Here is a 14625-nt window from a genome sequence, read left to right as displayed (position 1 = left end):
GCCTATCGTATTCCCGGCGCAGGACTAAAACGAAAGTTCGTCCCGTGAAAGCATTCCTGATCTATTGGAAGAAGGGCGGTGCCCTCAAGGCTGACGGCCCCGTGCCGCCCAGAGCGAGCAAACGGTTCTCGAGCGAAGGGGCTTCACTGCCGTTGTCGGTAGGCAGAGGGTGTGACGCCTGTGCCCAACTTAAATGCTCGTGTCATGTGGCTCTGGCTGCTAAAGCCGCAGGCTGAAGCGATCTGCGCTATCGGGTCCATGCCGCACAGCATCGATTTGGCGCGCTCGACACGCCGGTGGGCCACCCAGCCATGCGGGGACACACCATAACTTGCCCGGAACATCCGCTGAAAATGAAAGGCGCTGAGCTGCCCGATCGCCGCCAGATCCTGCAAGCGGATTGCCTCATCGAGATGGGCCTCGATATACTCCAGACTCCGGCGCCGCACATGAGGAGCGAGCCCGCCGCTGATCGTGCAGGGACGCATCCCGCCATAGCGGGGATCAACGAAGAAATCGTTGATCGTCTGTGTCATCGCTTCTTCAGCCTGCAGATGACTGCCCGCCACCATCGCTTTCGTCATCTGAAGAAGCGTACGCGCCAAGGCGGGTGCATCTGCGAAGGTCACTTCGGGAAGAGCCATAAGCCGAGCATCGCGGTCAAACATCTCCGCAAACATCCTGCGCATCTGATCGTCGGGAACGTACAGATGGACGAATTGGGAGAAGTCGGTGATTTCCCATTCGGAGGAATGCTCCTGTGGCATGATGCACAGGACTCCCGGACGGCCACGCGCTGCGGGGCTGCCATCCAGACGACGCGTTCCGGCACCGCCCCTGAGATAGAGACTGAACGTATGACCGTTCGGCCGCTGATAGCTCATCCTGTCGTGTGCATTGCTCCAGATGGCGGCTGATCGCCCGAACCCCAAATCGGTAGACTGTGACATCCGCGCAGTGGGAGATGCGGACAAAAACCCGAAAACCGACGGGTGACTATATTTCACTAATTCTTCCCCAAACCTGACCACGCCGTGCGAACGATACCGTTGGGCGACCCGCATGGCGAGCAGGAAGTCCGGGCAAATCGATTTCATAGCAAGAATCTGCAAGAGGCCTGCTCACGACTCGCCTATTGGTCGGGAAAACGAGGATCATTCCATGGCAAATGCCGCTCTCTTCATCGCGACCGTCCTTATATGGGGGACGACATGGATCGCCATTGCGATGCAGGTCGGTCCCGTGCCGGTCTTGGTCTCGGTCTTTTACAGATTTGCGGCCGCAGCAGTGATCCTCGTCGCCATCCTGGCTGTCATGCGGCGGCTCAAGCTCCCTGCCTTACGCGATCAACCTTTCATCCTTGCCCAAGCGCTCTGCCTATTCAGCCTCAATTTCATCTGTTTCTACAACGCAGCCGCCTCTATCCCGTCCGGGCTCATCTCCGTGATCTTCTCGCTCGCAACGATCTACAATGCCGTCAATGCGCGCCTCTTCTTCGGCGACCGCATTACAGGCCGCACGCTTCTCGCAGCCGCGCTCGGAGCAACCGGCCTTCTCCTCCTTTTCGGACAGGACGTTGTCGTCGATTTCGATATGGGTACGTTGAAAGGGATCGGGCTTGCGGCGCTTGGCACGCTGTTCTTCTCGCTGGGCAATATGGCATCGCGTCGAAACAGCGCTGCCGGAATCTCACCGCTTACCGCCAATGCCTGGGGCATGACCTATGGCGCGATCATCCTCCTCTTCCTCACTGCCGTGACGAAAACGCCGATCGTGGCGCCGCCCAACATCACCTATCTTGCCGCACTGCTCTACCTTGCGGCAATCGGATCGGTGATCGGCTTCACCACCTACCTCATGCTGGTGTCCCGCATCGGCTCCTCACGCGCTGCCTATGCCACCGTCCTGTTCCCGATCGTCGCTCTGTCGTTGTCGACGGTCTTCGAGGGCTACCGCTGGAGCGGTCTAGGCCTGATCGGCCTAGCACTGACGCTTCTCGGGAACGTCGTCATCTTTGCGCGACCTCTAGCCCGTCGCCCGCTGCAGGCAGATGAGAGGCTGCCGGCAGGCGAATGAGGGCCGGCGTCGACAATCTCCCTAGCCAAGCGGCTTTTGCAGAACGTCGAAGCGTGGATTGGTCTCGGAAAATATCGGCAGGGCCGCGGCACCGAGGATCGCTGTATCCTTGCCGGTCATGCCGATCATGACGCGGAGTACCGTCCGCTTCTGGTTGGGGTCGATCGGAATGTGCAGCGGTTCCAGCCGCTCGGCGAGCCGCTGCATCAGCGATGTCGATATGCTGCCCCCAAGCACGATGGTCTGCGGATCGAAGGCCAGTTCCAGAAAATCGACGGTCTGCCGCAGCGGCTGGACCGCTTGATCCAGCCAGGCATCCAGGCCTTCGCCGCCTTTGGCGATCAGCGCGTCGAGTTGATCCGGCAAAAGCTCTTCCGCATTCGCAATGCCCATGAATTCATAGGCGACAGTCGGCGACACGTAGCGATCGAGGCACCCGCGCTTGCCGCAGCTGCAGAGCCGACCATGCGGCTCGACGATGATGTGGCCGATCTCGCCGGCATTGTGCCGGCTGCCCTTGTAGAGATGCCCGTCGAGGAACATGCCGGCGCCGATCCCGCCGCCGCCCGCAAGGAAGAGATAGACGAAGCTGCTGAAGCCGCGGGCAACACCGTGCAGGCGCTCGCCGATGGCCGCAGCCGTTGCGTCATTCTCGACAAGCACCGGCACCTTCACGCGCCGTTCGAGCTCAAAGCCGACGGGGAAATTCTGCCAGCCGGGTAGGCTCTGCGGGCTGAGTGACGTGATACCTCCGTCTGCATAACGGCCGGGCAGGGCCATGCCGACACCGAGCAGCCTGTCGCGATCGAAGGAAAATGCCTGCTGCAGATCCTCGACAATAGCACCGAGCACCGGCATCGCCTGTTCGGGATGCGGATGTTCGACATGGCGTTCGATGCGCGCGCAGACGGCGCCCGAGAGATCGGTCAGCACGCCACTGGCGCGCTGGCGGCCAAGTTCGAGCCCAATGGAATAGGCCCCATGCGGATTGATGGAATAGGGAATGATCGGCTGGCCGCGGGCAAGCTTCTGCGCTTTCGCAGGCACGAGCAGGTGCGAGCGCTGCAATTCCTCGACGATGTTCGAGACCGTCTGCGCCGTCAGCGCCGTCATGCGGGCGATCGCGGCGCGCGACAGCGGACCGTTGGTGCGGATCGCCTCAATCACGACACGCCTGTTGTGTGACTTGGCCTGCTCGAGATTGGTGCCTGAAATCGCTTTCATGATGTCTTTACAGAGTTTGAGCCTCACCATTGCCACAAGACGATCACGCAGGAAAGGGGAGAAGTGTTCAGTCTTTTCAATGTGATCGCGGCGACTGTTGATGCCGATTGTTCTGGTCGCTCTTCACATATCACTTTAACGGCTGTGTCGCTGCCATCGATGCGATTGACGACGCCGAACAAGCACGGAATTCCTCTCAATGATTAGAGTTCTGTCATGAAAATCCTCAGTCAGGAATCGACGATGGCAGGATGAAGTTCTATGGGAGACAAGAAGCCTAACCAATTGGGACGAATCATGAATTTGCGCGTCAGCCGGACCGCGGGAAACGCAGCGCTCTTCGGTGTACTTCTGATGCTGCTTGGCGATTTCCTGTTTTCGCTGAATGACGCCATGGGCAAATGGCTGGTGGCGAGCTTTGCGGTCGGCCAGGTCCTGGTGATCCGCTCGTTCGGTTCCTTTCTCATCCTTGCTCCGATGATCGCCAGGCAAGGACCTCGCTCGCTGTTGCAGGTCGAGCGTGTGTCGCTGCAAATCCTGCGGGTTATCCTGACGACGGGTGACGTCGCCTTCTTCTACGCCGCAGTTGCCTATCTCCCGCTTGCCGATGTGATGACCTTTTACATGGCCGGCCCCATCTATGTCGCCGCTCTTTCGCATTTCTTCCTGGGCGAGACGATCGGCTGGCGTCGCTGGCTCGCCGTCATCATCGGCTTCATCGGTGTCGTGATTGCACTGAGGCCTTCGACGGCCATGTTGTCCTGGCCATCGATCTTCGGCGTGATCGGCAGCCTTTCCTTCGCGCTGACGCTGATCCTTGGTCGCCGCCTGCGGCAGACGAGCGATGTCACACTCGTCACATGGCAGACGGTCGGTGCGCTGGTCACAGGTCTGATCCTGAGCATTGGCGACTGGCGTGCCGCGTCGGCACGCGAGTTCGCCGCCATGCTGGCGCTCGGCATCGTCGCGGGTAGCGCGCATATGATGATCACGCGCGCGCTGAAGCTCGCCCCGGCATCCCTGCTTGCGCCGCTCCAATATAGCCTCCTGCTCTGGGCAATCGTCCTTGGCTACATTTTCTTTGGCGAACTGCCCGACAAGCAGATTCTCGTCGGCTCTGTCATCATCGTTCTCGCGGGCCTCTTCATCTTCCATCGCAAGAACATGGTGGACGTCACGTCCAAATCTGACGTGCCGCCCGACGGGCATTAAAGGTCACGTGGTCTTGTGGCGATTTCAGTACCCCGGGGAGCCTTTCACTCGGCGCTTTCACAAATTGAACCCAGCCTGGCATCCATGACAGTGAGCCGCATCAGATGACGTTGCGACCGCACCGTCCCCTCCGGGCATTCAACAGGCGAAGGGGTGATCTGCTCGTCGAATCTCGATTTATTCGATTGCGGCGGATCTTCACCCTGCGCTGTCCTTGTCTTGAGTGTCAGCAGTCGCTTCATGAAGCGCCGGCTGGATTGCCATGCGAATTCAAGTATGAAACGTGGATCCCTTTGAAAAATCGCCCAAGCAGTCACGAGTGACAGATGCAGGCTCTTGGCTTCTCTGTACTGCTGGAATGCATATTTTTGAGTGAGTGCGACAGCGCTCCTGGCTGCGTATCTCGGAAGCTGCGGATTTGCGGCCAGCGAGCGCTTGATAACTTCCAAGGCACCCTGGCCCATTCGTACGTGATTGGATGACATATTGCCCGGATACTCTCTGTATCCCACCAGGCGTTCGGGGACGACTTCGATGCAATAACGTGCGGCTAGCCTGAGTTCGAAATCGAGATCTTCGCAGCCTCCGATACCCGCTGCTGCGTAGGAGCTATCAAACCCACCGATCTCGAGTGCAACGTCCCGTCGGACAAGAAGCGCGCTTCCGTTGCCTATATATTTGAAAGTCAGATGTCGGGCATAGATATATCCCCGAGCGACATTGGACCCGCCGGGGCGAATGATCTCGTCGTCATGATTGATGACATAATGCAGCACGTAGACCGCAGCCCATCGCGGGGACAAGCGATTGAGAGCGTTTACCTGCTTCTCGATTTTCATCGGGTGCCAGAGATCGTCCGCGTCAAGGAATGCCACAAATTGACCTGACGATGTCTCGATTCCGGTATTCCTTGCGGCAGCTACACCGCGGTTTGGTGTGGACAGGAGGCGGATCCGTGAATCCGTCATCGCTATTTGCTCGACCAGTTTGGCCGTGTCATCGGTGGACCCGTCATTGACGACGATGATCTCCAGGGCCGGATAGGTCTGGCGCGCAGCGGATCGAAGCGTGCGCTCGATATACGTCGAAGCATTGAAGGCCGGAATGACCACGGAAACCAGCGGCAGGGTGGAATGAAAAGCGTCTCCTCGATCCATCGCTTCTTCCTTATGCCAAAGCCGGGACGAGACAGATTTGATGCTTCATCAGGCTGGCGACGGACGGTCGGTGGCTGACGATAATCAGCGTTCGGCCCTGATATTCCTTAAGCAGGAGGGAAAGCACCCTCGCTTCCGTCGCCTCGTCGAGCGCATTTGTCGCTTCGTCCAGGAGCAGTATCTCAGGCCGGCCGGCGAGCGCCCGCGCCAGGCCAATGCGCTGCCGCTGGCCGCCCGAAAGCCTTATTGCCTCATCGCCCAGCCATTCGTCGAAGCCGTAGGGTAATTTCTCTATAAACTCAGTTGCGCAGGCCATATCGGCGGCCCAACGGACATCTTCCTCGGAGATCTCGCGACGGAAGCGGATATTGTCGAGGACCGTGCCCTCCATCAGTTCGACATCCTGGCCCGAGACTGAAAGTTGCCGCAACCAGCTTGATCGTTCGATGGTCGAAAGATCCTTGCCGTCGAGGGTGATGCGACCCTCCGTCGGCTGGATGAGGTCGAGAAGCATATTGAGGATGGTTGTCTTGCCGGAGCCGCTCGGCCCTGTCAGCGCGGTCGTCTCGCCGGTCCTGATAGAGAAGCTGACATGGCTGACAGCGGGAAGGCTGCTGCCTTCATAAGAGAAGGAAACATCATGGAAAACAATCTCGCCTTGTAGATGTCGCAGCTCTTCCCGGTCGGAGGCTTGTCGCGCATCATCCGCTTCGGAAATTATCGCGAGAACGTTCTGCAAGGAGGCCTCCAGGGCATGGAGGCCAAGGATCTGAGAGTCGAAGTCCTTGATATGCGGCTGAAGCCTGTAGAGAAGGACAGTGGCCGACAAGGCTGCGCGGAAATCCACCGGGAGAAACTGCGAAGACAGGATGATCGTCAGAATCACGCCGAATGTCAGCGCCTCGCTCAATAGCGACGTTGCCGCGCCCAAACGGTCGGAACGGGACCAGGCTTGCCCGACATCTTTGGAAAGGGCATCGAAAATGCTCTCATGGCGGTTTTCCAGGCCGAAGCTTTTCACCGCCTTTAAGGCCTGAAGCGTGGTCCATGTTAATTGCGTCAGGTCCTCCACCGCCGAAAGGGCGGTCTCGCCGATACGCCGGTAGGCATCGGCAAAAAGACCGAGCGTCAGGTTATGGATAACGCCGAAGACAAGTCCGAGCAACGCGATCGGCCATGCCATCACCAGCATTCCGGCGCCGAAGATGACAATGGTCCCGAGACTGATCCCGAGACGAACGAGGCTCGTATGAGCCGAAGCTACGGCATAGGATTCAGTGGCGATCACATTCATGATGTCGCTGCGCTCGTAATGCTGAAAGCGCTGGAACGGGATCGCCAGGATTTTTGAATAGAGACGACGCCGAATGCGATCGCTGATCTGATGGCTGACAGTGCTCGCAATGATGGAGTTGGCAAAGCCCAGCACGATCCTGAGGACGATCGCGCAGATGAGGATGGTGACCAGCATCGGCTTCGAGATCGCGGTATCGAACTCACCGAAAAATGCGGGAAGCCAGCCGACAGCTGCGCCGGAAGCAGAACCCTGCTGGCCGAGGAGAAAAATGAGGCTGACAAGAAAGGTGATCCCGACCATTTCCATCAGACCGCTCAGGATGCCGACGACGATCATCACCGAGGTCTTCATCCGAAGCCCTGGAACGAGTTGCAGAAGCTCTCGGAAACGGGCCGCGATGACCAGGTTGAAGGCGCCTGTTGGCTTGCCGGAAACGGATTTTCGGATCGTCGTCATGCATCACCAGCGTGCGGCTTGATGGGCTGACCGGCCCGACCGGCGGCAGCCGCTTCAACGCGATCATGGAATGACGTACCGCTTTCAGGAAATGCGATCCTCATCGCTCCGTCTAGCATCGGCGGGGCAAATGGTGTTGGATGCTTTGGCAGTCGATTTGCCAGTCGCCGCGCTCGACTCTTGGTTGCGCGCCAGACGAGGCGAGCGCCATGGACGGCGAATTTCACAGGGAACCGTCTGGCGATCATCGGTGCCAGTTTCCTGATCTGATCTTGGTCTCCACTGGAAATCGCCTTGTCGAAATACCATCGTGCCGTGTCGAATTCCGCAACGGCGACGGAGGCGGCAAGATGCGGGTGACGTTTCTTGACCTCTGCCATCACCAGGGTATGAGATCTCAGCATGCGGTGGGCGTTGCTCGACATGTTTCCCTGAGTGAATCGGTATCCGGTCAGAAAACCAGGAACCGCGGCGAAAGGCAGCCTTTCGGCGAGTGCGAGATAAAGTTTCAGGTCTTCGCATCCCTCGGCCTTTTGATCACGCAACGCCGGATCATAGCCGCCGCATGCCAGGACATCCGCGCGAGGCATGAGCGGCGTGCTGCCGTTGCCGATAAAGTTTTCCCGAGCCATGATTTCGAAGACGTCGCCTCTGTACAGCACGGGCCGCGAGTGGCTGAAAATCACATCATCAGCGTCGATTGCCGCATACCAGTTGTAAGCGACCCCTCGTCCTTCCGGTAAGTTTCCTAAAGCCCGGACCTGCAATTCGATCTTGCGGGGGTGCCAGAGATCATCGGCATCGATCGGCGCGATGTAGCTTCCGGTCGCTTCGCGGATTCCGTGATTGCGGGCACGCGCCACGCCGCCATTTTCCTGTCGCAGGACTTTGACACGCAGATCTTTGCGGCGATATTCGCTTGCCAGTTCGTAGGTTCTGTCCTGTGAACCATCGTCCACCACGAGGATCTCGAGGCATTCATAGGTCTGGTTCGATACGCTCAGAAGCGTCCCAATAAGTGTTTTCTCGGCATTGTAGGCCGGAATGACGACCGTGACCAAAGGGAGGAAATCGGCGCTCATCGCTTGCTATCCAATGAACGCATCGGGTTGGCCCATCAACTCGGCAAAGGCCTCGAGGGGAAGGTCGCCGCGAACTTCAAGGCGTGGCAGGGAAAGTGCATGGTCGGCAGAGCTCACCCTTGAAGGCTTTGTCGAAAAGCCGATCTCGTAACCGGTGTGAGCAAGAATGCCGGGAACGCGGAAATCGGTGGAGCCGAAGGGAAGGGCGATGGACGTCACAGCCTCGCCCAGCCGGCTTTCAAGCGCATCGCGCGACAGAGCCGCTTCGCCCAGCAATGTAGCATTGTCGAGCGAACTTGCCGGCCTGTGAGACGCCAAATGGGATCCGAAGCAGATTCCCTGCCGCTGCAGGATCCTGATGTCGGCCCAGGACATCAGCGGGGCCGGTTCCCCGTAGGCGGCATCCCAATCCGACCGGCCACCGACCTTGTCCGTTACCACGAAAACGTCTGCGCCGAACCCGTTCTCAGCCAGAATGGGGAAGGCGGCGGTGAGAAAGTCGAGATAGGCGTCGTCAAAGGTCAGGACGACGGGACGTCCTTGGATGGGTTTGCCCTCACGCAGCAGCGCGGCCAGGTTCTGGGCCGTCAGCGTATAATAGCCCTGCCGCCGGAGGAACTGCATCTGCTTGCGAAAGACCTCCGGCGCGACCCGAAATCGACGGAGTGCGTCCGGCCCGTCGAGCGCAATTCTGTGATACATGAGCACAGGAACCGAAGTCGTAGCCTCGTTCGTCCATGCCGACCCGCGATCGACACCGGCCGGCCCCCAGATGATGTGCTTGGCCACATCGGCATCGAGAGGGACGCCGTAGGGTTCGACACGCACGGCCGGTGTTGCCGACTTGCGCTTTGCGAACCGATGAACCGCGTAAAGCTCGGTCTCGATCGTTTCTTCCAGCACAAGATCAGGCAGGTTCGACAGGACCTTCTTGATCGTGCCCACGCCAAACGGATTATTCCAGTCGAAACCGGTTCTGCCGGGTTCGTCGCGACGGATATGGGCATGCGCCGTGACAAGGCAACCGCCCGGTTTCAAGGCCGTCGCGATCTTCCGGCATACCTGCTCCAGGATTTTCTCGTCGTCCATATAGTACAGGACCTCCGAACAGACGATCAGATCCTGCTCGGGCGGAAGTTCGCTCCCGACGAAATCCAGGACGCGAAACTCCGCGTTCGGACACTCCCGACATCTCTCGGACGCCCTTTCAATGGCGCGGCGGGAAATATCCGTGGCCGTCAGGAAACCGACCTTCTGTGCAAGCTTTGCCGTGAAAATTCCTTCTGCGCAGGCGAGCTCGAGCGCTCTTTCTATACCGTCGGGAATAAGGCTCAGCGTCTGCTCGTATTTGACCTGTTCGTAGACAGAGAGGTAATTCCACGGATCCGGGCGCTCAAAAACACGTTCCCAATATTCCTCTTTCGTCGCGGCTTCCGGCAGAGCCGTTTGCTTGCCTTCCGTTTCGGGAGAGGCGTCGCTCGCCTCAGCAGCCGGTCCGGTGAACCGCCGCTCGTAACGCGATTGCACCTCCAACAGGCGCGCGTCATTGTCCCCAACTCCCTTTGCCGCAGACTTGATAAACGCGTTCCGACGTATCGCGTAGGAAAGCTGTCCAAGCTGTCGCCGTCGCCCCCGCCGTTGACGGGCGATTTTGCCCAAAACCCTAGCGTTGCGAATGGCTTCGGCTACCCAGAAGCGGGCATAGGAAAAGGTCAAAGGCGTGGGCAAGCGCCTTCCAGCTCGCAGTTCATCGATGATGAGCCTGAGTTGAGCGCGAACAGAGAGGTCTCCCCACAGGGGGCCGACATAGGATCCGATATGTCGCCCTCCGGAAAAGACCTGCAGCAACAGCGTATCGGCCTCGTCCACCTTGCTAATAGGGATCAGTTTGCCAGCATCGACGACAGCCACCTGCAGATGCTCAAGCACGAAGGAACGCGACATGTCGGCCGCCGAGATCGACCAGACAATGAATTCCTTCAGCCGACGCCCGGTCCCGGGCAGCGAGTGCTGCTCGAGCAATTGGACAATGTCGAGGAATGCTGGTTTCCAACGCTCCTGCAGATCGACGAGATCGGCGGCATTCGCAACTGCCAGACCTGTTTGCAATCCATGCAGTATCACCGCGGCGAGGAAGCCTTCATAACCTGCGGCGTTGGGAAATTCCGGAAGAAGCTCTGCCAGCGCGGTTAGATCGGCCCCCACACACAGGTTGGCCGAAGCGGCCCATGCTAGCATCCGCAATTGCCCGAGAGCCGGCGCCGTCCACCGCGCATCCTCATCGTCCGCCGGCTGTTTCCCTTCCATGCCCAGGGCTTGCGCCCTGGTGGTAACACGGACCGCGTCCCTTACCATTTTATGCGGATCGCCCGAGAGAGAGCCGGGCTTCATGCGATAGAATGCAAGGCACTGGTCGATCTGTCGGAATGCTGCTCCTGCAAACGCCATGCGAAGCCAGAGATCCCAATCCTCGCAGGTCTGCAGCTCGACATCCATGCCGCCCAGCTTGATGAAAAGATCCTTGGGAAAGACCACCGTATGAATGGCCTGGGCACAGAACGACGAGAACTCCCGCTTTGCCCTGTCGCCGGCGAGATCAGGGGGTATTTCGATCCCCAGCATCCGGCCATCCGGTGTGACGCGGCGATAGCTGCAGCAGGCAATCACCGGCTGAGCGCCATCCGCAGCGACCGGCAGCATGCTTTCGATAAAAACAGGATCCAGCCAGTCATCCGCATCAAGCATGCAGAAAAAAGGGGCAGTCGCAAACCCGGCGGCAGTGTTACGCGCTGCGGATGCGCCGGCATTCGCCTGGCGATGGATCAGAATCCGACTGTCCGCTTTCGCAAAACCTTCGAGCACATTCCAGGTATCGTCTTTCGAACCGTCATCGACGACTACCGCCTGCCAGTTCGACACCGACTGTTTTTGCAGGCTGCCCAGACAGTCGGCCAGAGTTTCTGCCGCGTTATAGGCGGGGATGAGGAACGATATGTCCGGCTTCGATGCGGTTACCATGCCGGCATCTTCCAGCGGCGAAGGACATACCAGGCGCCGTTCAGGCACCCCAGTATTTCCTCCTTGAGAAAGAAGGTGTCAGAGGTCGCTCCGTTGGGCAGCCGTTTCTTCAACCTCTGGAGATAATATCGCGGCAACGCGACCAGGATGCGCCGCAGATTGCCCCGGTTTCCGGTGTTCTGGTACTGGACCAGCAAGGCTGCCACATGGCCGCTCATATATTGGCGGATCTGCTTGGCGAGCCCCTTCATCTCCTTGCGATGGAAATGCCAGGAAACCGCCGTCGGCTCGTAGCGACAGGTACCCCCGTGATGGAGAAGGCGATTCCAGAATTCGGAATCGCCCGAACACCCTGCCGCACCCATATCCAGCCGCACGTCGAACAATCCTATATCGTCGAATACCTTGCGCCGGAACGCCTGGCTTGCACCCGCGCCGATCAACCAGGCAGGTGCCCCGTATGGTGCGCTTTGGCGATAGAAGTCCTGGCCGAAATCCAGGCGCTTATAGCCTCTGCCAAATCCCCAATGGGTTTCGAATATCAATTGCGCGGGCGTGGAAAGTTCGCCGGGAAGGACAAGGCCGGTGACGCATCCGATTTCGGGCCGATCGAAGGCCTTCATCAGGTTTTCCAGCCAGCGTTCATGCAGGACCACGTCGTCATCCGTGAACGCCACGAACTCGGTCTTTGCCGCGCGCACGGCGGCATTGCGGGCATAGTCCAGCCCGATCCTGTTCTCGCGCACATAGGTCGCGCCGGCCGCCTCCACGACGCGGCGCGTGCCATCACCGGTTGAGGCGTTGTCGACGACGATGACCTCAGCCGGAGGCAGAGACTGCTTGGGGATCGATGCCAGACATCTGGCCAGTTCGTCCGGCCGATCCTTGGTGCAGATCAGGAGGCTGACGTCGCGGTTCCTGATCGGCGTGTGCATCACATCCCGAGCGTGTTCAACGGTTTCTGGCAACACGGCGTGCGCAGCCAGCGCGGCCGGGCTTTCTGACCCCTCGATATAGGCCTGACCGACGGGAAGGCCTTCGGAGACGAAGACGACAAGCCCGGTGTCAATGGCCGGGGCATTGGCACCGACGTCATCCGATGAAAGATCCAGATATCGGATAGGCACAGGAAAGACATTGTCTTTCATGTCATGCGGGATGACGTCGCTCATTGTTACACTCTGCACCAGATGCCGGGGAACTGTTTAGCGTCCTGCCTTGGCCAGCCGGCGGGAGCCCGCCTCGGCCACCTCTGCCGCAGTGATTTTCATGTCCTGCCTGAACCAGTCGAGCGTCTTTGCGACGCCTTCCTCATAGCTGATCGCACACGACCATTCGGGCATTACATAATTTGCATTCGTCAGATCCGGCCGTCTGTTTGTCGGATCGTGCGGCGGTGAGGGCTCGAAGACGATCGGAATACCACCCATCAGGCGCGAAATATACTGAGCCACTTCCAGGACTGCGATCTCCCGATCGTTCCCGACGTTAAGCGGCCCTCTATAATCCGTCTCGTTCATCCAGAAATAACGCGCGAAGCCGTCAATGATGTCGTCGACATAGCCCCAGCTTCGGGATTGGAGGCCATCCCCGAACACCGTAATGGGGCGGCCGGTCAGGGCCTGGGCGACGAAATTGGAGACGGCGCGGCCGTCGTCCGGCCGTGTCCTCGGTCCGTATACGTTGAAGGGTCGAACGATTTTAACGTCCAGACCTTGTGTGCGCTGCATCTCGAACAGCAAGGACTCGGTGCAGCGTTTGCTTTCATCGTAGGATGAGCGTGGCCCGGTGCAATCGACCTGGCCCTTATAGGACTCCGGCTGCGGTGAGACGAGGGGATCGCCATAGACCTCCGAGGACGAGGTGAAACAGAAGCGTCCTCCTTTTTTCAGAAGGTCCAGAAGACGGAACGCTCCGATGAGATTTGCCGAAATGGTTCTCTTGGGTTCCTTCATATACCACGGTGGCGATGCGGGAGAAGCAAGGTGGTATACTTCGTCAAACTTGTCCGACGTCTGAAGGTTTTCAACATCGGATCGCACAAACTGGAAGCGGGGATCTCGGATATGAGAAATATTCGCCTCACGGCCAGTCCAAAGGTTATCAACAACGACCAGTTTTTCGATGTCGGTGCGATTTAAAAGCCTATCGCACAAATGGGATCCGAGAAAACCGGCTCCGCCCGCCACAAGCACTTTCTTCATGACTTCTCCAGCAGATGATACGTTTCTCTTTTCTTATGTTTGAATGCTTTCAATCTGAGAAAATGGTCAATAATATGGTCGCTTTTCTGGAATTTAGTGTTGAAATCTCGGTCTAATATCGATAATTGCAACTAATCTGCGTAGCCGCGCCTGAGTTGAAAAAGATGCTCCGGACTCCTTTGCGTCGAACGCAACGATGCTTGAGGCCGGTCGAGTGGCAGTTGCTTCTAGATTTTTGCCGCGCTTCTATATGCAAATTGATGCACCGACGGAGTGATCGCCAGCTCATACGCCGTTTTGGAGGGTGGATCCCGGCGGCCGCCTTCGACGCACCCTCAATGTCCTCGATAATAAGCGACATAAGCGCGTTCTAACTTTTTTTTGCGCCGCACAACACGGACTTAAGTCCGACATGATGTACTTCTTCTGGGTGAGTATCGACGCCATTGACGAATGCGGCGATAGGCTAGCCAGAGCGCACTTAATTTTGGAATTAACTCCAGAAGGCCAGATGGGCTGTCTTCAAAATCGGGCTCGGCAAGACCCGAGAGATTTGCAGGAATTCGGGGTACGCGGTCCTATTTAGACCGACTGCCGCTGTCAGGCGGGCTTCAAAGGCGACGGAGCTTCTCTCGCCTTCAACAATACGCACCAGGTCGCCTGCACCGTCGCGAAACGGCATGAAATAGCCAGGCCCTTTAAAATCTTCCTGCAGGCATCATAAAAAATCCGAGATTTCCCAGGTTTTCCGAAAGACAGTTCCTGTAGTTTTTGCCAGTTGGCCGCTTAGCTATGGCCCGCCTGCTGACGCATTTGAAAATCTTGATCCGCGCGGTTATTCCGTGCGGGGTCGACAGTGAGGATTGGGAGCCGAAGGCCTTTCGAAGCTAGCCGCTGAA

Annotated in this window: 10 protein-coding genes; 2 read left to right on the top strand and 8 right to left on the bottom strand. The window is 58.4% G+C overall.

All coding sequences use genetic code 11. The features are described 5' to 3' along the window. Nucleotides 1–143 precede the first annotated feature (143 nt). Complete coding sequence (locus FHT87_RS03005) at nt 144–884, bottom strand: AraC family transcriptional regulator (protein ID WP_183727187.1); 741 nt, start codon at nt 882–884, stop codon at nt 144–146. A gap of 277 nt (nt 885–1161) precedes the next feature. Between FHT87_RS03005 and FHT87_RS03000 the strand changes: the two genes are divergently transcribed. Further along, nucleotides 1162–2076, top strand: coding sequence for a DMT family transporter (locus tag FHT87_RS03000; RefSeq protein WP_183725235.1), 915 nt, complete (start codon nt 1162–1164; stop codon nt 2074–2076). Between the two features lie 21 nt (nt 2077–2097). On the opposite strand, the gene FHT87_RS02995 is transcribed toward FHT87_RS03000, so the two are convergent. Continuing rightward, nucleotides 2098–3300, bottom strand: coding sequence for an ROK family transcriptional regulator (locus FHT87_RS02995; protein ID WP_183725234.1), 1203 nt, complete (start codon nt 3298–3300; stop codon nt 2098–2100). A gap of 297 nt (nt 3301–3597) precedes the next feature. On the opposite strand from FHT87_RS02995, the gene FHT87_RS02990 reads away from it, so the two are divergent. Next, the gene (locus FHT87_RS02990) at nt 3598–4512 is read left to right on the top strand and encodes a DMT family transporter (protein ID WP_183725232.1); all 915 of its coding nucleotides are present in this window, start codon (nt 3598–3600) and stop codon (nt 4510–4512) included. Between the two features lie 44 nt (nt 4513–4556). On the opposite strand, the gene FHT87_RS02985 is transcribed toward FHT87_RS02990, so the two are convergent. From FHT87_RS02985 to FHT87_RS02960, 6 genes are read right to left on the bottom strand one after another with little or no spacing between them, the layout of a single operon-like run. Then, nucleotides 4557–5669, bottom strand: coding sequence for a glycosyltransferase family 2 protein (locus FHT87_RS02985; protein ID WP_183725230.1), 1113 nt, complete (start codon nt 5667–5669; stop codon nt 4557–4559). Between the two features lie 10 nt (nt 5670–5679). After that, complete coding sequence (locus FHT87_RS02980; RefSeq protein WP_183799344.1) at nt 5680–7422, bottom strand: ABC transporter ATP-binding protein; 1743 nt, start codon at nt 7420–7422, stop codon at nt 5680–5682. Then, nucleotides 7419–8504: a glycosyltransferase family 2 protein gene (locus FHT87_RS02975; protein ID WP_183725226.1), complete on the bottom strand. Its 1086-nt coding sequence runs from the start codon at nt 8502–8504 to the stop codon at nt 7419–7421. The genes FHT87_RS02980 and FHT87_RS02975 overlap by 4 nt, the downstream gene beginning before the upstream one ends. 6 nt (nt 8505–8510) lie before the next feature. Further along, nucleotides 8511–11522 (bottom strand): glycosyltransferase, encoded by a 3012-nt coding sequence (locus FHT87_RS02970; protein WP_183725224.1) that lies wholly within the window; start codon nt 11520–11522, stop codon nt 8511–8513. After that, the gene (locus FHT87_RS02965; RefSeq protein ID WP_183725221.1) at nt 11516–12694 is read right to left on the bottom strand and encodes a glycosyltransferase; all 1179 of its coding nucleotides are present in this window, start codon (nt 12692–12694) and stop codon (nt 11516–11518) included. The genes FHT87_RS02970 and FHT87_RS02965 overlap by 7 nt, the downstream gene beginning before the upstream one ends. Nucleotides 12695–12727: 33 nt before the next feature. Further along, nucleotides 12728–13726 carry an NAD-dependent epimerase/dehydratase family protein gene (locus FHT87_RS02960; RefSeq protein ID WP_183725219.1) on the bottom strand — a complete coding sequence of 333 codons (999 nt, stop codon included), beginning with the start codon at nt 13724–13726 and terminating at the stop codon, nt 12728–12730. Between the last annotated feature and the right edge of the window lie 899 nt (nt 13727–14625).

This window comes from Rhizobium sp. BK316, assembly GCF_014193695.1.
Lineage (GTDB): Bacteria > Pseudomonadota > Alphaproteobacteria > Rhizobiales > Rhizobiaceae > Rhizobium.
Note: the sequence above shows the minus strand (reverse complement) of the source record. Positions and strands in the feature narration are given on the sequence as shown.